This window comes from Mesorhizobium sp. CA16 (genome assembly GCF_020165175.1).
In the GTDB taxonomy this organism is placed as follows: Bacteria; Pseudomonadota; Alphaproteobacteria; order Rhizobiales; family Rhizobiaceae; genus Mesorhizobium.
Genome location: NZ_JAIUHP010000007.1, coordinates 229,508 through 250,452 on the forward strand (window position 1 = coordinate 229,508; position 20,945 = coordinate 250,452).

At 64.3% G+C, this 20,945-nt stretch carries 17 protein-coding genes; 7 read left to right on the forward strand and 10 right to left on the reverse strand.

What is annotated here, in order from left to right; all coding sequences use genetic code 11:
• Nucleotides 1-5: 5 nt before the first annotated feature.
• Together LB525_RS13175 and LB525_RS13180 are read right to left on the reverse strand one after the other, a co-directional pair.
• Complete coding sequence (locus tag LB525_RS13175; RefSeq protein ID WP_224544942.1) at nucleotides 6-1,058, reverse strand: ABC transporter substrate-binding protein; 1,053 nt, start codon at nucleotides 1,056-1,058, stop codon at nucleotides 6-8.
• Nucleotides 1,055-2,200, reverse strand: a complete 1,146-nt coding sequence (locus LB525_RS13180) for an ABC transporter ATP-binding protein (RefSeq protein WP_224544943.1) — start codon at nucleotides 2,198-2,200, stop codon at nucleotides 1,055-1,057. Before LB525_RS13180 ends, LB525_RS13175 begins: the two co-directional genes overlap by 4 nt.
• A 284-nt stretch (nucleotides 2,201-2,484) precedes the next feature.
• On the opposite strand from LB525_RS13180, the gene LB525_RS13185 reads away from it, so the two are divergent.
• The 3 genes from LB525_RS13185 to LB525_RS13195 all read left to right on the forward strand — a co-directional run bounded on the left by LB525_RS13185 (nucleotide 2,485) and on the right by LB525_RS13195 (nucleotide 6,470).
• Complete coding sequence (locus LB525_RS13185; protein ID WP_224544944.1) at nucleotides 2,485-3,873, forward strand: PLP-dependent aminotransferase family protein; 1,389 nt, start codon at nucleotides 2,485-2,487, stop codon at nucleotides 3,871-3,873.
• A 4-nt stretch (nucleotides 3,874-3,877) separates the two neighbouring features.
• On the forward strand, nucleotides 3,878-5,125 hold the full coding sequence (locus LB525_RS13190) for an NAD(P)/FAD-dependent oxidoreductase (RefSeq protein WP_224544945.1): 1,248 nt from the start codon (nucleotides 3,878-3,880) through the stop codon (nucleotides 5,123-5,125).
• Nucleotides 5,126-5,264: 139 nt separating this feature from the next.
• Nucleotides 5,265-6,470, forward strand: a complete 1,206-nt coding sequence (locus LB525_RS13195; protein ID WP_224544946.1) for an ROK family transcriptional regulator — start codon at nucleotides 5,265-5,267, stop codon at nucleotides 6,468-6,470.
• A gap of 23 nt (nucleotides 6,471-6,493) precedes the next feature.
• Here LB525_RS13195 and LB525_RS13200 read toward each other — a convergent pair whose 3' ends face one another.
• From LB525_RS13200 to LB525_RS13210, 3 genes are all read right to left on the reverse strand, one after another.
• A complete protein-coding gene (locus LB525_RS13200; RefSeq protein WP_411971022.1) occupies nucleotides 6,494-7,840 on the reverse strand; it encodes a PQQ-dependent sugar dehydrogenase in 1,347 nt (448 codons plus the stop codon).
• Entirely contained in the window at nucleotides 7,827-8,279 is a 453-nt protein-coding gene (locus LB525_RS13205; RefSeq protein WP_224544947.1) for a DUF2231 domain-containing protein, read from the reverse strand. The genes LB525_RS13200 and LB525_RS13205 overlap by 14 nt, the downstream gene beginning before the upstream one ends.
• 142 nt (nucleotides 8,280-8,421) lie before the next feature.
• Complete coding sequence (locus LB525_RS13210) at nucleotides 8,422-9,798, reverse strand: aspartate aminotransferase family protein (RefSeq protein ID WP_224544948.1); 1,377 nt, start codon at nucleotides 9,796-9,798, stop codon at nucleotides 8,422-8,424.
• A 204-nt stretch (nucleotides 9,799-10,002) separates the two neighbouring features.
• Between LB525_RS13210 and LB525_RS13215 the strand changes: the two genes are divergently transcribed.
• The gene (locus tag LB525_RS13215) at nucleotides 10,003-11,115 is read left to right on the forward strand and encodes an NAD(P)/FAD-dependent oxidoreductase (RefSeq protein WP_224544949.1); all 1,113 of its coding nucleotides are present in this window, start codon (nucleotides 10,003-10,005) and stop codon (nucleotides 11,113-11,115) included.
• Nucleotide 11,116: 1 nt separating this feature from the next.
• Here the strand turns inward: LB525_RS13215 and fghA are convergent, their stop codons facing one another.
• Nucleotides 11,117-11,950, reverse strand: a complete 834-nt coding sequence (fghA, locus tag LB525_RS13220; protein WP_224544950.1) for an S-formylglutathione hydrolase — start codon at nucleotides 11,948-11,950, stop codon at nucleotides 11,117-11,119.
• A gap of 275 nt (nucleotides 11,951-12,225) precedes the next feature.
• Here fghA and LB525_RS13225 point away from each other — a divergent pair, with 275 nt between their 5' ends.
• A complete protein-coding gene (locus LB525_RS13225; RefSeq protein ID WP_224544962.1) occupies nucleotides 12,226-13,722 on the forward strand; it encodes an aldehyde dehydrogenase family protein in 1,497 nt (498 codons plus the stop codon).
• Between the two features lie 34 nt (nucleotides 13,723-13,756).
• Here LB525_RS13225 and LB525_RS13230 read toward each other — a convergent pair whose 3' ends face one another.
• The 4 genes from LB525_RS13230 to uxuA all read right to left on the reverse strand — a co-directional run bounded on the left by LB525_RS13230 (nucleotide 13,757) and on the right by uxuA (nucleotide 18,719).
• Nucleotides 13,757-14,818 (reverse strand): maleylacetate reductase, encoded by a 1,062-nt coding sequence (locus tag LB525_RS13230; protein WP_224544951.1) that lies wholly within the window; start codon nucleotides 14,816-14,818, stop codon nucleotides 13,757-13,759.
• Nucleotides 14,819-15,088: 270 nt separating this feature from the next.
• Nucleotides 15,089-16,081 carry a cell division protein FtsZ gene (gene ftsZ / locus LB525_RS13235; RefSeq protein WP_095769817.1) on the reverse strand — a complete coding sequence of 331 codons (993 nt, stop codon included), beginning with the start codon at nucleotides 16,079-16,081 and terminating at the stop codon, nucleotides 15,089-15,091.
• Between the two features lie 221 nt (nucleotides 16,082-16,302).
• The gene (locus tag LB525_RS13240) at nucleotides 16,303-17,343 is read right to left on the reverse strand and encodes a proline racemase family protein (RefSeq protein WP_224544952.1); all 1,041 of its coding nucleotides are present in this window, start codon (nucleotides 17,341-17,343) and stop codon (nucleotides 16,303-16,305) included.
• 191 nt (nucleotides 17,344-17,534) lie between these two features.
• Nucleotides 17,535-18,719, reverse strand: a complete 1,185-nt coding sequence (uxuA, locus tag LB525_RS13245; RefSeq protein WP_224544953.1) for a mannonate dehydratase — start codon at nucleotides 18,717-18,719, stop codon at nucleotides 17,535-17,537.
• Between the two features lie 168 nt (nucleotides 18,720-18,887).
• On the opposite strand from uxuA, the gene LB525_RS13250 reads away from it, so the two are divergent.
• On the forward strand, nucleotides 18,888-19,673 hold the full coding sequence (locus tag LB525_RS13250; RefSeq protein ID WP_224544954.1) for an SDR family NAD(P)-dependent oxidoreductase: 786 nt from the start codon (nucleotides 18,888-18,890) through the stop codon (nucleotides 19,671-19,673).
• 1,036 nt (nucleotides 19,674-20,709) lie between these two features.
• A partial coding sequence (locus LB525_RS13255) for a 3-hydroxyacyl-CoA dehydrogenase NAD-binding domain-containing protein (RefSeq protein ID WP_263492775.1) occupies nucleotides 20,710-20,945 on the forward strand: 236 nt, incomplete at its 3' end.

The following is a 20,945-nucleotide window of genomic DNA, read 5'->3' on the forward strand; positions in this document are numbered from 1 at the left end:
CCTTCCTACTGAGCAAGCCAGGCGTTGAAGCGCTTGACAAGGTCCTCGCCATAGTCGCCCCAGAACTCGGTGTCGGCGACGAGATAGGCGCCGGCGAGATGATCGGGAGCATTGGGTAGCTTCGGCAGCGCGTCGGGTGCGACGAAGGAAGCCGCGTCGGTGCGCACCGGCCCATAGGTGATGTAGCTTGCGAGCTTGGCGTTGTTCTCGGGCTTGCTGATATACGCGAGATATTTGTAGGCAAGCTCCGGATTGCGCGCGCCCTTCGGAATGCTGATCATGTCGTATTCGAGGATCTGGTTGTTCCAGACGATCTTGAACGGCTTCTTGTCGGTGTCGATCGCGTTCTGGATGCGGCCGTTCCAGGCGGTGGTCATCACCACTTCCTTGGAAGCGAGAAGCTGTGCCGGCTGCGCGCCGGCGTCCCACCAGACGATACCCTTCTTGATTGTGTCGAGCTTCTTGAACGCACGGTCAACGCCTTCCGGCGTGGCCAGCACCTTATAGACGTCGGCGGGTGCGACGCCGTCCGCCATCAGCGCCCATTCGAGGTTCTGCGCCGGGAACTTGCGCATGGCGCGCTTTCCCGGGAATTTCGTCGTGTCGAAGAGGTCGAGGACCGAGGTCGGAGCTTCCTTCAGCACGGTCGGGTCATAAGCAAGGATATCGCCGTAAGCATCGAGGCCGACTCCACAATCCAGCGCCGAGCCTTCGATGAATTTGTCGCGCGGCCCGATCTTGGAATAGTCGAGCCGCTCGAGGATGCCGGCGTCGCAACCCTGCAGCACGGTCGCGGTCTCGACCGTCACCAGGTCGATCGGCACATTGCCGGTCTCAACCATCGCTTTCACCTTGCCGAGATCGCCGAGATATTCCTGTTCCAGGATTTTTGCTCCGGTCTCCTTGCTGAACGGCTCGAACCAGGCCTTGCGCTGCGCATCCTGCCAGGCGCCGCCGCTCGCCATGATCGACAATTCGTCCGCGAAGGCGGCGCCGGCAATGCTCATGCAGGCCGTGGCGGCCGCGAGCGAGAGTAGTCGTGTTCTCAATTGTGTCATTGCATTTTCCCCTGTTTTGGAATGGCGCCGCTCGTTCCGGCATCGGCCGGGAAGGCGCGGCAATCGTTGGGCGCGCAGGAGACCGTCACGGTCTCTCCGTTCGCCATCGTCGCTTCGGGGCCGACCTTGACGGTCAGCACCTGGTCGTTGGCGAGCCTGGCCAGCAGGCGCAGGTGATCGCCGAGATAGATGCGCCCATCGACGGTCGCCGCCAGCGCGTTGCCGCCATTGGCGGCACTCGACAGGCTGAGCCGCTCGGGCCGGACCGCGACATGGCAGGCGCTGCCTTCCGCGACGCCGACCGCCAGCGCGGTGATCTCGCCGCCGCCGCTCAGCCTGACGCGGCACTCTCCACCCGAGACGCGTTCGACCACGCCTTCCAGCGTGTTGTTCTCGCCGATGAAGCTCGCCACGAATGAGCTTTGCGGGGTGTTGTAGAGATCGTCTGGCGAGCCCAACTGGGCGATGCCGCCATTGTTGAACACCGCGACGCGGTCCGACATCGTCAGCGCCTCGCTCTGGTCGTGCGTGACATAGACGATGGTGACGCCGAGCATGGTGTGGATCTGCTTGATTTCGAGCTGCATATGCTCGCGCAATTTCTTGTCGAGCGCGCCGAGCGGCTCGTCCATCAGCACCAGGTTCGGCTGAAAGACCAGCGCGCGGGCCAGCGCCACGCGCTGCTGCTGGCCGCCGGAAAGCTGCGTCGGGCGGCGATCGCCGAATTGCTTCAGCCGCACCATGTCGAGCGCGCGGCCCACACGGGCCGCGATGTCGGCCTTGCTCACCTGGCGGACGGAAAGCGGAAAGCCGACATTCTCCTCTACCGTCATATGCGGGAACAGCGCATAGTTCTGAAACACCATGCCGATATTGCGCTGGTAGGGCGGCAGCCGATCGACCGGCTGGCCCTCTAGCGTGATCGTGCCATGCGTCGGTCGCTCGAAGCCGGCGAGCATATTGAGCGTCGTGGTCTTGCCGGAGCCGGATGGGCCGAGCAGCGTCAGGAACTCACCGCGCGCGACGGCAAGGTTCATCCGCGTCACCGCGAAGCTGCGTCCGTCATAGGACTTCTCGACGTCGGCGAATTCGACAAAGCCTTGGTTGGCGCTTGCCGAGACGACGGTCTGGCCGGCGCTCATCGCGCGCCTTCCCGGCTGCCGCGGGGCGATTCGGTCTGCTGCTTGCGATCCATGCCTCGTCCTCCCGGAACCGGCCCGCTGAACAGGAAGCGTCCGGCTTGTATGATCACACAATAAGGCTGAAAGTGACCATAGATGCGGACAACTTTCACCGTCAAGCGCAAAAATGCGATGTTGAGTGATAATTTTGATCTGATTGAGTGCCGTACAACCTCTATTGTATGGATCGTTGTCTTATGCTAGATGCCCGACAAGTGAGACGTCAGCCGCAGTTCGAATCCCTCATGCTCGAAAATCTTCGCCTCACCGAGGATGAAAGTCCGGTCTATCGCCGTCTTGCCGACGCGATCGCCGAACGCATTGCCGCGGGCACGCTTGCCGTCGGCGACCGGCTGCCGCCGCAACGCGAGATCGCCCGTGCATTGGGCATCAATGTCACGACCGTGACGCGGGCACTGTCCACCTTGCAGGAGCAAGGCTTGCTCGAGGCGCGCCCCGGGCGCGGCACCACGGTCGCCGCCCGCGACATTGTCGAGCGTCCGGGATTCGTGTCGGCGCCGAGCGACCAGAGCGGCATCGTCGATCTTTCCGTCAACAGGCCGCCCACGTCAGCCTATCTCGACGCCGTCGCGGCGCTGATGCCGCGCCTTTCCAAGGATCGTCACTACGCCTCGCTGCAGGATTATCATCCGCCAGAGGGGCCGCTTTGGGGCCGTGTCGCGGTCGCCGATTGGCTGAAATCGGTCGCCGGCGATGGTGATCCCGGCCGCGTCGTGCTCGCAGCCGGCGCCCAACACGGCCTCGACTGCGTGCTCGGCGCCGTCACCAGGGATGGCGAAGTGATACTTGCCGACGAGGTGACCTATCAGGGTATCAACGCGCTGTGTCGCGTCCATGGTCTCGATCTGCGTGGCGTCGCGATGGATCGCGGCGGCATGCGTCCGGATGCCTTCGAGGCAGCTTGCGTTCAGCTCCGCCCCCGTGCCGTTTTTCTGGTGCCGACACTGCACAATCCAACGACGATCACGCTGAGCGAGGAGCGCCGGCATGAATTGGCGGCCGTCGCACGCCGTCACAACGTGCTGATTATCGAGGACGACGTCTACCGTCCATTGGCCGACGATCCGCCGCCCTCCTTCGCCAGCCTCGAGCCGGAGCTGACGATCCATCTCGGCGCATTGTCGAAATGCCTAGCGCCCGGCCTGCGCCTCGGCTTCGTCATCGCCCCGCGCCCGATCGCCGGCCAGGTCGCCGCGGCGCTCCGCATCAATTGCTGGAGCATCAGCCCGCTCACGGCGTTGATCGGCGCCAGGCTGATCGAGGAAGGGGCTGCCGCCCGCATCATCGACATCCAGAAGCAGGAGTTGCGCCAGCGCCAGGCGATCTTGAGCGAAATCCTCGGCCGTTTCGACGTTCAAAGCAACCCGATCTCGACGCATGCCTGGCTGCGCCTGCCCGAGCCCTGGCGTGGCGCCGGCTTTGCCCGCACCTGCCTGGAGCGCGGCGTCGCCGTGCTGCCGGGCGACGCTTTCGCCGTCGGGCGCGAGCCGGTGCAGCACGGCGTGCGCATCAATGTCGGCGCGGCGCGATCGCAGGAGGACCTGCGTTCGGCGCTGACCATCATGGCCGAGCTGCTCGCCGCTGGCCATCTGCAATTGCCGGGCTTCGTCTGAGGCCATGACCTCCGCGCCGAAATCAGTCGAGATCGCCATCATCGGCGCCGGCGTCGTCGGGCTGGCTACCGCCTTGCGCCTTGCAAGCGAAGGACGCGAGGTCCTGGTCATCGACCCGAACGAGCCCGGCTCGGGCGCTTCGTTCGGCAATGCCGGCACGATCGCCGAATATGCCTGCATGCCGGTCGGTAATCCTGGTGTGCTGCGCGCGCTGCCGAAACTGCTGCTCGATCCCGACAGCCCGTTCTCGCTGCGCTGGGCAGCACTTTTCCAGCTCGCGCCATGGCTGGTTCGCTTTGTTCGCCAATCGCTGCCGGCGGCAACCCGAGCCAATGCGCTGGCGCTAGCCGGCCTGCTCGCCGAAGCCCTGCCGGCCTGGCGCGAAATGGTGCAGGAGGCCGGGCTTCAGGATCTGATGCGCCGAAACGGCTGCCTCTATGTCTACCGCCGCGACAGCGATTTTGCCGCCTCCGAAAGCGGGCGGGCTTTGCGGGCCGAACTCGGCATCCATCAGCAGGCTCTGACCGCCGATGAGGTGGCCGCGCTGGAGCCGCGGCTCGCGGCGTTCGAGGCCAAAGGCCTCTATTTCCCGGATTCGATCAATGTCAGCGATCCCAGGACGGTGATGGCGCGGCTGGCGGCAGCCGCTGCCGCCAAGGGCGCTCAATTCATGCGCGTGAGCGTGACCGGCCTCGCAGCGGGTGCCGGCGGCGTGCGGCTGAGCGGCCCAGGGCTTGTCATCGCGGCGCAAAAAGTGGTGATTGCGGCTGGCGCGCGATCCCGCCCGCTCGCGGCCCAGGCCGGCGACCGCATCCCACTGGACACCGAGCGCGGCTACCATCTGGAGTTTCCGACCACGGCACCTTTGCTCAACCGCCCGGTCTGCCCGGTCGATCTCGGCTTCTATATGACGCCGATGGACGGTAGGCTCCGGGTTGCCGGCACTGTCGAGCTCGGCGGGCTCAATGCGCCGCCCAACCCGCGCCGGCTGGCGCTGCTCGGTCGCGGCGTGCGGCAGTTTTTCCCCGACATCGGCAAGCCTTCGTCGCAATGGCTGGGCTTCAGGCCGTCGCTGCCGGACTCTCGCCCGGTGATCGGACCCTCGACGAAATCGCCTGATGTGATCTATGCCTTCGGCCATGGCCATCTGGGGCTGACGCTGGCCCCGGTGACAGCACGCTGGGTCGCCAGCTTAATCGCCGGCCAATCCCTGCCATCGGCCGCCGATTTTTCCGCGGCGCGTTTCGGCTGAACGGCCGAGCCTGGCAATCGATTCCGAGACGTCGAAATGCGAGCCTGTGGACCGGCCTAAGCTTTCGGCCAGCCGATAATCAAATCAACTTGATTTTCTAAAGTGCCATTCTAGGGTTGCCGCGGCTGGTAACTATCTCATGATCCCCAAGAAAGCCATCTCCGGCACCAACCTCGAGCAGGCGAAATCGCACAACCGGCGTGTGGTGATCGAAGCGATCCGCATCAACGGCGCGCTGTCGCGGGCGGCGATCGCGAGGCTGACGGCGCTGTCGTCGCAGACCATTTCCAACATCGTCGAGGAATTGGAAGCGGCCGGGCTGCTGCAACCTGAAGCAACGCTGAAAGGCGCGCGCGGCCAACCCGCCGTCCCCTACTCGATCAACCCCGATGGCGGTTATTCGATCGGCCTGCAGCTCGACCACCAATTGGCCGTCGGCGTCGTCACCGATCTCTCCGGCACCGTGCGCGCGCGCATCGAGAGAGATGTCGACCGCCCAACCCCCACGCAGGCCATGCCGCTGCTAGCCGCGATCTCGAGCGACCTGATCGCAACCAGCCGGCTGGACCGCACCAGACTGCTCGGCATAGGAATGGCAATGCCCGGGCCGTTCGGCGTCGAAGGGATGACTTCGGTCGGCCCGACCGCCCTTCCAGGCTGGCAGGACTTTCCGGTGGCCGAAGAACTGGAGCGCCTGACCGGCATCGCCGTGATCGTCGAGAACGACGCCACAGCGGCGGCAGTAGGCGAGCGGCTTTATGGCGTTGCCCGCAAGCTCGACAGCTTCGTCTATCTCTTCATCGGAACAGGCCTCGGCGCCGGCCTCTTTCTCGACGGCCATCTCTACAAGGGCAGCCGCCACAATGCCGGCGAGATCGGCCACATCATCGTGCGGCCGGGCGGCCTGCCCTGCGACTGCGGCAAGCGCGGCTGCCTGGAGCGCTACGTCTCGCTGCGCGCCGCTTATGACAGGCTCGACCTGCCGGATCCGGACCATGCCTCACCCGACCTGCTGGACGAGCTTTTGGCAAGCGGCGACAGCCGCTTCGAAGCATGGCTCGCCGAGGCGGTCGAGCCATTGCGGCAGGCGATCGACGTCCTTGAAATGGCGCTCGATCCCGAAACCGTCGTGCTCGGCGGCTTCATGCCGCTGCCGGTGATCGAGGCACTGGCCGGCCGGCTGGAACCGCTCCATCTCTCGGTGAGCTCGACCAGCGCCCGTACCACGCCGCGCGTCGTGGTCGGCGCCGCGGGAAAGGACACATCCGTCCTCGGCGCAGCGGCCCTGCCGATCTTCTCGGAAACCAACCCGCAATTCGACGTGCTGCAGAAGCCGTTGGGCTGATACGTCGGCGTTGAGCCAGGTTCCTAGGAGGAGCCGGGTGCCGCAGCGGTCACCCGCCACACCGTATTGCCGACATCGTCGGCGATCAGCAGCGCGCCGGATTTATCGACGGCAACACCGACCGGACGGCCCCTCGCCTCGCCCTTGTCGTTGAGGAAGCCGGTGACGACATCCTGCGCCATGCCGTTAGGATGCCCACCGCTAAACGGCACGAAGACGACCTTGTAGCCGTTGAAGCGGGAGCGGTTCCAGCTGCCATGCTCGCCGACAAAGGCGCCGCCGCGATAGGATTGCGGCAGGTTGTTCGCGGTATAGAAGGCAAGCCCGAGCGGCGCGACATGCGAGCTCAGCGCGTAATCCGGCGGGATGGCCTTCGCCACCATGTCGGGCCGCTGCGGCATCACGCGCGGATCGACATGCTGGCCATAGTAGCTGTAGGGCCAGCCATAGAAGGCGCCGTCCTTCACCGAGGTCATGTAGTCCGGCACCAGGTTCGGCCCGAGCTCGTCGCGCTCGTTGACCACCGTCCAAAGCGCCTTGCTTTCAGGTTCGAACGTCAGGCCGTTTGGATTGCGCAGCCCGCTGGCGAAAATGCGCGAGCGGCCGGTGGCGCGGTCGACCTCCCAGATCGCAGCGCGGTCCTTCTCGGCCTGGATGCCGTTCTCGGTGATGTTGGAGTTCGAGCCGACGCCGACATAGAGCAGCGAACCGTCTGGGCTCGCCACCAGGCTCTTCGTCCAGTGGTGATCGATCGGCCCGCCCGGCAGTTCCGTCAGCACCTTGCCCGGCGCCGTGATCTTCGTGTCGCCCGGCTGATAGGGATAGCGCATGATGGCATCGGTGTTGGCGACATAGAAGTCGTTGCCGACCAGCGCCACGCCGAAGGGCGCGTTGAGATGGTCGAGGAACACGCCCTGGTAATCCGGCTTGCCGTCGCCATTGGTGTCGCGCAAGATCGTGATGCGGTTGCTCGGGCCGGTGTCGCCGCCGGAGGTGACCCAGCTTTCGACCAGACCCATGACGATGTCCTTCGGCCGCTTGACCGACGCTTCTTTCGGCGCCTTGGACTCCACAACCAGGATGTCGCCATTGGGCAGCATGTAAACCGAACGCGGATGCTGAAGCCCCTTGGCCATCGCCTCGATCTGCAGGCCTTGCGCGACCGTCGGCTTTTCATCGTTTTTCCAGCCGACCACCGAGGCAAGATGCATCGGCGGGAATAGGTATTGCTTTATCTCCGGAAGTTCCGGATTCGGGCCGATCTGCGCGTTCGGGTCGGTGTTGTCATCGCTGCAGCCGGCAACGCCCAGCGCTATTGCGCAGCAAAGCGCCGCCGTCATCCATTTGATTGCGCTGTCAAGTCGTCTCATCGGCCACTCCTACATGATGGCGATAGACCAGAGCCCAGCCGAGCCAGCCGGTGAAGATCAGGATGATCACCACCAGCGCCGACAAGATCAGCCCGGTCGGCACCACGGACGTCCAGGCGTCGCGCGTGTGGACGAGCATGTTGAAGAAGGACAGCACGAGCACGACGAGGTTACCCCCCATGTGCAGCCATGCAGTCGGCTGAGCGCGTATCCTGCGGTCCCCAAGAAAATCGGTAAGCCCTGCAATGGCGGCCAAGATGGCGACAATGACACCCACGGTCAGCAGCCAGGCCGAGAAATTGGCCCAGGTCATTTCCGCTGTCCGCCAGTAGGCAATATCGGTGAGCAAGGTCCCGACGAAACAGGCGATCGGGATGGTGACAAGCATGGGATGTATGGGATGGCCGGCAATGCTTGCCGTGGATTGCGGATTTTCCATGCGGAAGCTCCTTTCCGCGCTGCAGCTTGGATGTAACAGCGCAAAAACGCGAATGTTCCGCCGGAATTTCTCGCGCTCACTGGAAGGTGAACGACCGATTGTCAGCCCGCAGGCTACCGCTGGCTAGGCCTTCGCGGCTTGGTCAGCTCCGCGGGTGGACCTGCGGTATCGCCTCGTCGAGCGAGCGCTCGAACGCATCGACCAAGGCGTCGACCTGCGCCTCGGTGATGATCAGCGGCGGACAGAAGGCGATCGCATCGCCCATATTGCGCGAGATGACGCCGTTCCGCTGCAGCAAGCCGTTGACCAGCGCGCCGAGCGCTGCCGGCTTGCCCCAGGGAGCCTTGGTTGCCTTGTCGGCGACGAGCTCGACGGCGGCGATGAGACCGACGCCGCGCACCTCGCCCACCAGCGGATGCGAGGCGAGTTGGCTGAGTCGCGCCTGCAGATGCGCGCCGACCTTGCGCGCATTGCCGACCAGGTCGCGCTCCTCGATCAGCTTGATATTCTCCAGCGCAACGGCGGCTGCGACCGGATGACCGCCGCCGGTGAAGCCGTGGCCGAAGGTGCCGATGCGGTCGCTCTCGTCGGCGATCGGCTCGAACACACGATCGTTGATCAGCAGCGCCGAGATCGGCAGGTACGATGATGAAATCTGCTTCGACAGCACCATTATGTCTGGCTTGATGCCGAAGGTCTGCGAGCCGAACATCTCGCCGGTGCGGCCGAAGCCACAGATCACCTCGTCGGCCACCAGCAGGATGTCGTGTTTCGCCAGCACCGCCTGGATCTTCTCCCAATAGCCGGCAGGCGGAACGACGACCCCGCCGGCGCCCATGATCGGCTCGCCGATGAAGGCGGCGATCGTTTCGGGACCCTCGGCAAGGATGAGCTTTTCCAGCTCCTCGGCGAGCCGCGCGGAATACTGCTCCTCGCTTTCGCCGGGCTCGGCGTCGCGCCAGTGGTGCGGTGTCGACGTGTGCAGAATATTGGCAATTGGCAGGTCGAAGGAGAGATGGTTGTTGGGCAGGCCGGTCAGGCTTGCCGAGGCGATGGTGACGCCATGATAGCCGCGCTTGCGGCTGATGATCTTCTTGCGCGCCGGCTGTCCAAGCGCGTTCGATCGATACCAGATCATCTTGATCGCGGTGTCGTTGGCCTCGGAACCGGAATTAGTGAAATAGGCTTTGTTCATCGGCACCGGCGCCATCTGCACCAGCTTCTCCGCGAGATCGATCAGCGGCGAATGCGCCTTGGAGCCGAAGTCGTGATAGAAGGGCAGCTTCGACATCTGTTTTGTCGCCGCGTCGACCAGCCGCTTTTCCGAAAAACCGACAGCGACGCTCCACAGGCCCGCCATCGCCTCGATGTAGCGGTTGCCGGCAATGTCCTCGACATAGATGCCGTCGCCCTTTTCGATGATCAGCGGACCGGTTTCCTGATGCTTGCGGGCGTTGGTATAGCCATGCATGTGATAGCGGATGTCGCGGGCTTCAGGCGAATTCGGTGTGGCGTCCATCGTGATGGCTCCTGTGTGCAGGCGTCAAAGCGGAAATAGGACCGCTCCTCTGATCGAGAAGTCCGAAGGTTCCGCCTTGCATTGTGGCGGTTGATGCCTCATCGCGCTGGCTGATCGCAAGAGCCGCGACGTCGGGATCGATAGCGCCAACAAGCTTCGGCCTGTCTCGGCAATGATGTAAGTGACGCGCAGCAGGATCAGGACGTGGAGCAGGTCGATTGCATCATCGCGGGCGCCGGCGTGATCGGTCTGGCGATTGCGCGCAAATTGGCGGCGCTTGGCCTCGAAACCCTGATCGTCGAAGCGGCGGACGCCATCGGCACCGAAACGAGTTCGCGCAACTCCGAAGTCATCCACGCCGGCATCTATTACCCGCAGGATTCGCTGAAAGCCCGGCTCTGCGTCGCGGGACGCGATATGCTCTATCGCTACTGCGCCGACCATTCGGTCCCTCATCGCCGCTGCGGCAAGCTGATTGTTGCGACCGACGAGACGCAGGAACCGGTGCTGGCCGCCATTCGCGCCAACGCCAACACCTGCGGTGTCGATGACCTGCGCTTCCTCACCGCCCAGGAAGCGCAAGAGCTGGAGCCGGCACTGCGTTGCACCGCGGCGCTGCTCTCGCCCTCGACCGGCATTGTCGACAGTCACGGGCTGATGCTTGCCCTGCTCGGCGATGCCGAGGGGAGCGGCGCAATGCTCTCGCTCAACACCCGCATCGTCTCCGGCCGCGTCGAGCCCGGCCGCATCGTGCTGCGGACGATGGATTCCGCGAGCGGCGCAGAGTTCGAGGTCGCCGCACCGCGTCTCATCAACGCGGCCGGTCTCGGCGCGGTCGCGCTTGCCGGCTCGATCGAAGGCTTCGGCCGGCAATTCCTGCCGGCGCTTCGCTACGCCAAAGGCAATTATTTCTCGATTGCCGGGCGGGCGCCGTTTTCACATCTGGTCTATCCCGTGCCCGAGCCTGGCGGCCTCGGCGTCCATCTGACCCTCGACCTTGCCGGCATCGCCCGTTTTGGGCCTGACGTCGAGTGGACGGACACAACCGACTATCGCGTGGACCCGGCGCGCGGCGAGCGCTTCTATGCCCAAATCCGCAAATACTGGCCCGATCTGGCCGACGACAGCCTCCAGGCAGCCTATAGCGGCATCCGGCCGAAATTGTCAGGGCCGGGCGACGCCAACAGCGACTTCGTGATCCAGGATGCCGCAACGCATGGCATCGACGGCCTGGTCAACCTCTTCGGCATCGAAAGTCCCGGCCTGACCTCCAGCCTGGCGATCGCCGACCATGTGGCGCGCGTCGTCACGTCATAGATCACGCAAGCCGCGCGGCATGCCACTTCAGATGATCGTCCATGAAGGTCGAGATGAAGTTGTAGGAATGGTCGTAGCCTTCCTGCATGCGCAGGGTGAGGTCGATCCCTGCCTTCTTGCAGGACTCTTCGAGCAGCCATGGGCGGAGGCCATCCTGCAGGAAGCCGTCCGCCGTACCCTGGTCCACCAGGAATTCCGGATATCGCTTGCCATCCTCGATCAACAGTGTCGCGTCATAGGCGCGCCAGGTCTTTTCGTCCGATCCGAGATATTTTTCGAAAGCCGGCCGCGACCACCCGGCCGTCGACGGCTGCACGATCGGCGCGAAGGCCGAGCAGCTCCGGTAGCGCTGCGGATTCTTGAGCGCGATCGTCAGCGCGCCATGTCCGCCCATCGAATGGCCGAAGATGGCCTGGCGTGACATGTCGGCGGGGAAGTTGGCGGCGACGAGCGCCGGCAATTCCTCGGCGATATAGGAATACATCCGGTAGTTCTTCGCATAAGGCTCTTGCGTCGCATCGAGGTAGAAGCCGGCGCCGCAGCCGAACTGCCAATTGTCCTTTTCGTCGGGAACGTCGGATCCGCGCGGGCTGGTGTCGGGACACACGACGACCAGCCCGAGATCGGATGCCATCCGCCGGTACTCGCCCTTGTCCATGACATTTGCGTGCGTGCAGGTGAGGCCCGACAGGTACCACAGGACCGGGAGCCGCCCGTCCTTGGCCTGCGGCGGCACGAATACCGCAAAGGTCATGTCGCAGGCGCAGACTTCGGAAGCGTGCGAATAGACGCCCTGGATTCCGCCATGCGATTTGGAGATGGAAACGACCTTCATCAGCCCTGCCTCTCGCGGGAAAATCTCAATCCGGCATAACCGCCGGCCGGAGCCTGCGCAACCGCACGCTTCGCAAAACGGTCGGGCGATGGAACAGCCCGGCGCTCGTTAGCCCCGCCGGAGCAACAGCGGCCTGTGCCGCCGCCCATCGATGCATCGCCGAGGGGAAGACGCGCGTTGCACGTCCGATTTTCCGAACGCCCTTTTGGCTTTCCTTGTTTGAGGTCGCCGGCCGCGGGAGTAATAGTCGCGTCGGAATTCGTGAGGAGGAGATGATGACGCTGAACTTCGACCCGAAGGCGAAGGCCGCGACGCTCTACCATGGCGAATTCCGGCCGATGTTCATCGGCGGCAAGTGGGTCGCGGCGCAATCCAGCCAGGAGATGCAGGCGCTGAACCCGGCGACGGGCGAAGTGCTGGCGACGGTGCCGCGCGGCGGAGCAGCGGATATCGATGCTGCAGTGGCCGCGGCGCGCGCGGCCTTCGAGGGCCCCTGGTCGAAATTCTCGCCCTACGAGCGGCAATGCGTGCTGCTCAGGATCGCCGACCTGTTCGAGAAGCATTGGGAAGAGCTCAGCGTTTCCGACACGCTCGACATGGGGTTGCCGATCACCCGCACGCTGGCCAACCGGCGCCGGGTCATCGGCATGCTGCGCTTCTATGGCGGCATGGCGACCGCGCTGCACGGCGAGACGATCGACAATTCCATCCCCGGCGAGATCGTCACCTTCACCCGGCGCGAGCCGGTCGGCGTCGTCGGCGCGATCATTCCTTGGAATGCGCCCACCGCCGCCTCGATCTGGAAGATCGCGCCGGCTTTGGCCACCGGCTGCACCATCGTGCTGAAGCCGTCGGAGGAGGCATCGCTGACGCCGCTCTTGATCGCGAGGCTGATGCAGAAGGCCGGCGTTCCCGACGGCGTCGTCAACATCGTCACCGGGACGGGCGCCGAGGCCGGCGCGCGGCTTGCCGAGCACCCGGATGTCAACAAGATCGTCTTCACCGGCTCGACGCTGACCGGCCAGGCGATCGCGCGCGCCGGCGTCGCCAACCTCAAGCGCGTTTCGCTTGAGCTCGGCGGCAAGTCGCCGATCATCGTCTGCCGCGACGCCGATATCGACAAGGCCGTGCCGGTCGCGGCGATGGCGGTGTTCGTGCATTCGGGCCAGATCTGCATTGCCGGCTCGCGCCTGTTCGTGGCGCGCGAGATCCATGACGAGTTCGTGCGCCGGGTCGCCGAGTTCGCCGGCAAGCTTCGCATTGGCCACGGCATCGAGGCGGAGACGGAAATCGGGCCGCTGATCAATGCCAGGCAGGCCGGCAAGGTGGAGAGCTACATCAAGGCGGGCAGCGACGAAGGCGCCAAACTGGTCGCCGGCGGCTCGCGGCTGACGGGCGAGCTCTATGACGGCGGCAACTTCATCGCCCCGACCGTCTTCGGCGCAGTGTCGGACAAGATGACGATCGCGCGCGAAGAAATCTTCGGGCCGGTCATCTCGGCGATGCCCTTCGACACGCTGGATGAGGTTGTCGCGCGTGCCAACGCGACGCCTTACGGTCTCGCGGCCGGCATCTTCACCACCAATCTCGGCGCCGCGCACAAGCTCGCACGTCGCGTCAAGGCCGGCTCGGTCTGGGTCAACATGTATCATGCCATCGACCCGGCTGTGCCGTTCGGCGGTATGAAGATGTCCGGCTACGGCCGCGAAGGCGGCATCGAGCATCTGCACGAATATCTGGAGACGAAGGCGATTTGGATCCAGACCGACTGATATTCAGGTGCGGCCGCCTGGGACGCTCGGTTTCTCAGGCCTGCGGCGGCTCGCCGGCATAGGCGCGCGCGATAAGAGCCCGGATCGGTTCCCGCTCCAGCGCCCGCGGATTCCAGTACGGATTGGCCAGCGCGCGGTCCGCCGCGATGTCGATCCCGTCTGGCGGCATGCCAATCTGCGACAGAGCGCGCGTAGCGCCGATCCGGCCGGCGAGATCGTAGAGAGCCATGGCAGGATCGCCCGCCTTCAGCACGGCCCGTAGGGTTTCCATGCTGGCAGGAACCGCGGGCGCGTTGTAGGCCAGCGCATGCGGCAGCACGATCGTATGGGTCTCCGCATGCGGTAGGTCGAAACTGCCGCCGAGCGTGTGGCAGAGCTTGTGGTGCAGCGCCATGCCGACCGAGCCGAGGCAGATGCCGCAGAGCCAGGCGCCGTAAAGCGCCTCGGAGCGAGCGTCGCGGTCATGCGGGCTCCCGGCGATGACCGGCAAGGCGCGCACCAACGCGCCGATGGCCTCCACGGCCATCAGATTTATCACCGGGTTGCTTTCCCTGGCATAGAGCGCCTCGACCGCATGGGCGATGGCGTTCATGCCGCTCGTTCCCGACAAGGAAGCAGGAAGCGTCATCGTCAGGTCGATGTCGTAGATCACCACTTCCGGCAGCACCCTCGGGCTCGACTGGGTGACCTTCACGCCATCCTTCGTCTCGCCGAGGATCGGCGTCATTTCCGAGCCGGCATAGGTCGTCGGCATCACGATCTGCGGCAGGTCTGTGCGCAAGGCGATCGCCTTGGCGAGGCCCGTCGTGGAGCCGCCGCCCACCGCAACCAGTCCGTCGGCTTGGAGTTTCGCCACGACACGCAGCGCGTCCTCGGTCACCGATACGGGCGTATGCATCGTCGCCTTGGCATAGACGCCGGCAGCGGTGCCGCCCAGCGATCCGGCAAGACGCCTGGCATCATCCTCGCGCGGCGGCGTTGCCAGCACGAGCACGCGTTTTAGCCCGAGCCGGTCGATCTCTTCCGGCAATCTTGCGATGGTGCCAGATCCGAAAACGACGCGTGCCGGCTGGCCGTTATAGACGAAGCTTTTCATCGATCCTCTCCTTCGTCAGCCGCGATTGTGGACCCGCAGCAGGAAGGGATTGATGCCGACGCTTTGCCAGACATTGGCGGCATTGAACGGATCGGTCAATTAGTGTCCAATATATGGACAGATGCTTGCCGGATGCCGTCGTGACGGCTTGCGACGAAGAGGCGCGCTGACCGACAGCGTGCGGTCCGGAATTGTCCGCGGCCGGAAGCGTATATTGACCGATCGCGTCGTGCGGTCGGGAACACGCGCAGCCGCGAGATCGCCGTGACGTCAGGCGATCCGCTGCTCGAACTGCGCGATGTCCGCGCTCTTGCGCAGACCCGTCGCGACGACGGACACGCGGAACTTTCCCGCCAGTGCGTGGTCGAAGATGGCGCCGACGATGATGTCGGCATCGGCGTCGACTTCTTCCCTTATCCGTGTCGCGGCTTCGTCGACCTCGAACAGCGTCATGTCCATGCCGCCGCAGATTGATACCAGCAGCCCCCTGGCGCCGGACATGGAGGCTTCATCGAGCAGCGGATTGGCGATCGCCGCCTCGGCCGCGATCTTGGCGCGCCCCTCCCCTGAGGCCTCGCCGGTTCCCATCATCGCCCGGCCCATGTCGCGCATTACCGACTTCACGTCGGCGAAATCGAGATTGATCAGGCCTTCCTTGACGATGAGATCGGTGATGCAGCCGACACCCGCATAGAGAACGCGGTCCGCCATGGCGAAGGCGTCGGCGAATGTTGTCCTGGCGTCGGCGACCCTGAAGAGGTTCTGGTTCGGAATGACGATCACCGTGTCGGCGCTCTCGCGCAGCCGTTCTATGCCTTCCTCGGCCGCCTGGGTCCTGCGCTTGCCTTCGAACACGAAAGGCTTGGTGACCACGGCCACCGTCAAGATGCCGGCGTCGCGTGCGGCACGCGCAATCACGGGCGCCGCACCCGTCCCGGTGCCGCCTCCCATCCCGGCGGTGATGAAGCACATATGCGTTCCCGCCAGATGATCCATGATCTCGTCGATGGATTCCTCCGCGGCGGCACTGCCGACCTGGGGCAAGGACCCGGCGCCCAGGCCCTCGGTCACATGCGCGCCCAGCTGGATCAGCCGCGACGACTTCGACATGGTGAGCGCCTGCGCGTCGGTGTTGGCGACGACGAACTCGACGCCCTGCAGCCCTTCGGCGATCATGTTGTTGACGGCGTTGCCGCCGGCGCCGCCGACCCCGACGACGGTGATCTTGGGCCTCATCTCCAGGATTTCCGGCTTGGCGGTCATTTTCTCATCTTTCTACCGAGGTAACCTGCTGCTCCGCCGCACGATCATGCGGAACCGGAACAACGAGCACACGAATCAGGCGATCCCCACCAACCGCAGGGAATCAGAGCAGGCGCCTCCCTGCAAGGTCCGCTGACATTCTGCAAGCGCAAACGCCTCGGGCGACGGCTGGAAAGCGTCTGGTCGCTCGAGTGATGCGTGCCGGCTTCGTTGCAGGAATTCTATTGCGTCACCGAAGTCGAGGTGCCCCAGGTGTCCGACAGCACGTAGCCTTGCGGGTACGGATCCGTCGGATCGAGATAATAATTGTGCTCTCCTGTGATCCAGGCTCTGCCGGTTATCTGCGGCACGATCGCCTTGCGCCCGGCGACTTCGGCGAGCTCGAGGATCTTGCCGGTGAAGCGCGAGCCGATGATCGATTCGTGGATCAGCACCTCGCCTTCCTTCATCTGGCCCCGCGCCTGCAGCACAGCCATGCGGGCCGAGGTGCCGGTTCCCGTCGGGCTGCGGTCCGAGCGTCCTGGCGAGACGATGCAGGTGTTGCGCGTGACGTTGCCCGGTCCTTGGAACGGCATGGCGAATTGCACGATGGACACGCCGCGCACATTGTCGAACTGCGGATGCACGACATCGAGCTGCTCGCGCGCCGCGCGGCGGACTTTCTCGCCGACCACGGCCAAGTCGCGGGCCTCGTCGGGCGTGACCGAGAAGCCGAGCGCGGGCGCATCGACAATCGCGTAGAACATGCCGCCATAGGCGATATCGGCCTTGATCGTGCCGAGCCCTTCCACCTCGATATCGGCATCGAGGCGCTCGGCGAAGGCGGGAGCATTGCGCAGCGTGATCGACAGACATTTGCCGTCGCTGCATTCGGCGCGCACCTCGATGACGCCGCCTGGCATATCGAGCTTGAAGCGGGTCTCCGGCTCCTGCATCGGCACCATGCCGGTCTCGAGCAGCACCGTGGCGACGCAGATCGTGTTGGAGCCGGACATCGGCGGATATTCGGTTGGTTCCATGATGATGGCGCCTGCGGCGCAATCCTCGCGCGTCGAGGGCACCAGGAGATTGACATGACGGGCAACGCTGCCGCGCGGCTCGCAGATCAGCATGCGCCTTATATGATCGTGATCGCGCTCCATCGTGATCATCTTTTCCATCATCGTGCGGCCTGCCGGCGGCAGCACGCCGCCTACAATGACATCGCCGATCTCGCCCTCGGCATGGCAGCCGACGACGCGGATGCTGGTTCTGGTGCGCATTGCTTTCTCCCGTCCGCCGTGACTATCGGCCTGTTTCATGTTCCGGCGGATCGGCCCCGCAACCCCGACCTGACACACCCGCTTGAGCCTGCCTGCCGATGGCGGCCCGAAGGATACCATCGCCCATCGGCGGCGCCACTATGTCTTTACGGATTTCAAGGGTCGGGAGCGAAGCCGAGCCCGTTTGGAAGTCAAGCCAGCCCGAACCGCTCGACGGCGCGCATGATGCCGCGCAGTTCGGCGAGGCCCTTGAGCCGGCCGATCAGCGAATAGCCCGGATTGATCCTTGTCTTGCCGATGTCGTCGGCGAGGAGGTGCCCATGATCGGGCCGCATCGGAATGCGCCAGTCAGCGCGGCCTTCCTTGCGGCGACGCGCTTCTTCCTGCATCAGCGCGAGGATGACATGCGCCATGTCGGTGCCTCCCTCGAGGTGCTCGGCTTCATAAAAGGAGCCGTCGCCCTCGATGGTGACGTTGCGCAGATGGACGAAATGGATGCGCTCGGCGAACTCCTTGACCATGGCGATAATGTCGTTGTCGGCGCGCGTACCGTAGGAGCCGGTGCAGAACGTCAACCCGTTGGCCGGGCTGTCGACGGTGTCGATGATGAAGCGCGCATCCTCGGCGGTCGAGACGATGCGCGGCAGGCCGTAGAGCGAGAATGGCGGATCGTCGGGATGTATGCACATGCGCACCCCCTCCTCCTCGGCCACCGGAATGATCTCGCGCAGGAACCAGGCCAGGTTCTCGCGCAATTCCTTCGGTCCGATTGCATCATAGTCAGCCAGGGCCTCGCGAAAGCTGTCGCGGTTATAGGCGCGCTCGGTGGCGGGCAGGCCGGCGATGAGATTGCGCTCGATCCTGTCGATCTTCTCGTCGCCGAGCTCCTTCAGCCGCGCTTCCGCCTCGGCGATGCGGGCAGGCGTGTAGCCGGCCTCGGCATTCCGGCGCTTCAGCACGAACAGATCGTAAGCCGCGAAATCGATCGCATCGAAGCGCAGCGCGTAACCCGTCGTCGGCAGGCGGTAGGCCAGATCCGTCCGCGTCCAGTCGACCACCGGCATGAAATTGTAGCAGATCGTCGCGATACCGGCCTTCGCCAGGGCGCGGATCGTGTCCTTGTAGAAACCGACATAGCGGAGCCGCTCCGGCGAACCGATCTTGATCGAGTTGTGGACCGGAATGCTCTCGACCACCGACCAGGTCAGCCCCGCCGCCTCGATGATGCGCTTGCGCTCGAGGATGTTTTCCAGCGGCCAGACACGCCCGTCATAGATGTCGTGCAGGGCCGAGACCACGCCTGTCGCACCCGCCTGCTTGACATGATCGAGTGTTACCGGATCGTCCGGGCCATACCAGCGCCAGCACTGTTCCATTGCCGCTTTCCTCCGCGAGGTGGGCAACTTATTGTTGGACGACAACGAGAGTCAAATAGGCCCGCGACAGGCTGGCTTACGCCTATCTGACGAGCCGCTATCTCGATTTCGGCCTGCGGTTCCAGACGGAAGAGCCGGCTTCCGAGATGTGACCAAAGGAGTTCAGCAATGAAGGATTTTGACGGCAAGGTCGCGCTGGTGACCGGAACGACCGGGATCGGTCTCGCAACTGCCAGGCGCCTCGCCGCCGGGGGCGCTGCGATCGTCGCCTGCGGCATCGACCGTTCGGCCAATGCCGCGATGCGAGCGCAGTTGGAAAGCTCCGGGGCCGGCGCGCTGGTCGTGGACACCGACGTCTCCGTGCCGGACCAGGTCCGCGACGCCGTCGCGGCCGGCGTCGAGCGTTTCGGCGGCCTCGACGTGATCGTCAATTCGGCGGCGGTCCATCCCTATGGAACCGCGACGACGACCGACTGGGAAACCTGGAACAAGGCCATGACGGTCAATGTCGGCTCGATCTATCTGACCGCCCATTTCGGCATTCCGGAAATGATCAAGCGCGGCGGCGGCGCCATCGTCAACGTCGCCTCGGTGCAGGGTTTCGCCTGCCAGCAGAACGTGGCTGCGTACGCCACCACCAAGGGTGCCATCCATACGCTGACGCGTTCGCTGGCGCTCGACTATGCGGCAGCCGGCATCCGGGTCAATTCGGTCAGCCCCGGCTCGATCCGCACGCCGATTCTCGAGAAGGCCGCGCGCGGCGACAACGGCAGCGATGCCGACGTCGAGGAAGCCTACAGGCGCTTCGGCGCGGCCCATCCGCTCGGCCGCATCGGCGAGCCCGAGGAAGTGGCAGAGCTGATCGCCTTTTTGTGCTCTTCCAAGGCCGGCTTCTGCACCGGCGCGGACTACAAGATAGATGGCGGCCTGACCGCCGGCATCGGCGTGAAGTGACCTTGAAGATCGATCTTGGCCTTTACCGGAAGTCGCGCCAAAGAGGAGCTTTCCCGGCTCTATGCGCACGTCGCTGATCTAGTCGACGACCTGCCACGCCGTGGCGCGTCAGCGCTGCTGTTGCTGCACCCCGACTGTCGGATCAGGCCACGAGTCGGCGCTGCCGACCGACGCCAACCGCCTTCACCCGCTGGCTCCGGCTGGCGGTGGTCCGTCTGTCAGATGCCTGTGGGTCTCGAAAATGCGTAACTTTTCAGGATATCCTAGCCGCAGCGTCGTGTTGCAGCGGGGGCATCTGAAAGTGGCAATGACCTTGAACCATGAGCCCTTGCGGATGATTGGATGCTCGCATCTTGGACAATTAAATCTGAGATATTCGTGATTTAAGCTCTCTGGGATCGGCAATCAAAACACCCCCGATTGATGCAGATCCCCCATCGCAGGTGATGGTGGGCATCCACGAACTGGCAATGAAGAGACTATGCTCGCCAGCACCCACCAATGGACTTCTCTGGAAGATGTTTCGTGGCCGGGACCTATGAGTTGCCGGGTAGGACGTTGGTCTCACGCAGGGTCCGACTGACGGACAAGCACAGCTGTTCGCGCAATAGCGCAGGCTCTCCCTCGTTGCCAAATCGCTTGCCGCACACGTTGCCAGTTTGCGCATTCCTGGGCACCCAGTAGCGGCCCGTCGGCTTCGGTCACGGGCTCTTTGTTACGCCGAATTTTAATCATGGCAAGCATTGCCTCTCCTGATGGTGCAGCACTCGCAGCTGTAGAAGAGCTGCCCGACGTCCTTCGTTCAAAGGGCGTAACCATTAGCCAGAGTTGATATAGAGGCCGCCAGCCGACTTTTTTAAAGTCGGTTAGGCCCGGCGGTTCATCCCGATCCACCCCAAAACGGCGGACTGTCGGGCCGCTCTGGTCGGCAGCGTCTCAAGAGCGGATATGACGCGGAGTGTTGTCGAACAGCCCACCTTTTCGGCATATCCAGTTTACCGGACCGCGGCCCGGCCTTTGACAGGAATAGAACCAAATGAATTTGACGGTATTTGGGATTGGCTATGTCGGTCTCGTCCAGGCCGCTGTGCTGGCCGAGGTCGGCCATGAGGTGGTGTGCGTCGATATCGACGAGAAGAAGGTGGAGCGGCTCAACCAGGGCTTGGTGCCGATTTTCGAACCGGGGCTGGAGGCCCTCGTCAGGGAAAACCACGCGGCCGGCCGCATCCGCTTCACCACCGACGCGGCGGCGGCGGTCAGGCATGGCCAGAT

Coding starts and splice junctions, on each gene's coding strand:
- uxuA (WP_224544953.1), bottom strand. CDS start 18,719: ATGGAACAGTGCTGGCGCTGGTATGGCCCGGACGATCCGGTAACACTC.
- LB525_RS13205 (WP_224544947.1), bottom strand. CDS start 8,279: ATGGAAAATCCGCAATCCACGGCAAGCATTGCCGGCCATCCCATACAT.
- LB525_RS13230 (WP_224544951.1), bottom strand. CDS start 14,818: ATGAAAAGCTTCGTCTATAACGGCCAGCCGGCACGCGTCGTTTTCGGA.
- LB525_RS13210 (WP_224544948.1), bottom strand. CDS start 9,798: ATGGACGCCACACCGAATTCGCCTGAAGCCCGCGACATCCGCTATCAC.
- LB525_RS13195 (WP_224544946.1), top strand. CDS start 5,265: ATGATCCCCAAGAAAGCCATCTCCGGCACCAACCTCGAGCAGGCGAAA.
- fghA (WP_224544950.1), bottom strand. CDS start 11,950: ATGAAGGTCGTTTCCATCTCCAAATCGCATGGCGGAATCCAGGGCGTC.
- LB525_RS13185 (WP_224544944.1), top strand. CDS start 2,485: ATGCTCGAAAATCTTCGCCTCACCGAGGATGAAAGTCCGGTCTATCGC.
- LB525_RS13250 (WP_224544954.1), top strand. CDS start 18,888: ATGAAGGATTTTGACGGCAAGGTCGCGCTGGTGACCGGAACGACCGGG.
- ftsZ (WP_095769817.1), bottom strand. CDS start 16,081: ATGACCGCCAAGCCGGAAATCCTGGAGATGAGGCCCAAGATCACCGTC.
- LB525_RS13225 (WP_224544962.1), top strand. CDS start 12,226: ATGACGCTGAACTTCGACCCGAAGGCGAAGGCCGCGACGCTCTACCAT.
- LB525_RS13175 (WP_224544942.1), bottom strand. CDS start 1,058: ATGACACAATTGAGAACACGACTACTCTCGCTCGCGGCCGCCACGGCC.
- LB525_RS13180 (WP_224544943.1), bottom strand. CDS start 2,200: ATGAGCGCCGGCCAGACCGTCGTCTCGGCAAGCGCCAACCAAGGCTTT.
- LB525_RS13240 (WP_224544952.1), bottom strand. CDS start 17,343: ATGCGCACCAGAACCAGCATCCGCGTCGTCGGCTGCCATGCCGAGGGC.
- LB525_RS13200 (WP_411971022.1), bottom strand. CDS start 7,840: ATGAGACGACTTGACAGCGCAATCAAATGGATGACGGCGGCGCTTTGC.
- LB525_RS13190 (WP_224544945.1), top strand. CDS start 3,878: ATGACCTCCGCGCCGAAATCAGTCGAGATCGCCATCATCGGCGCCGGC.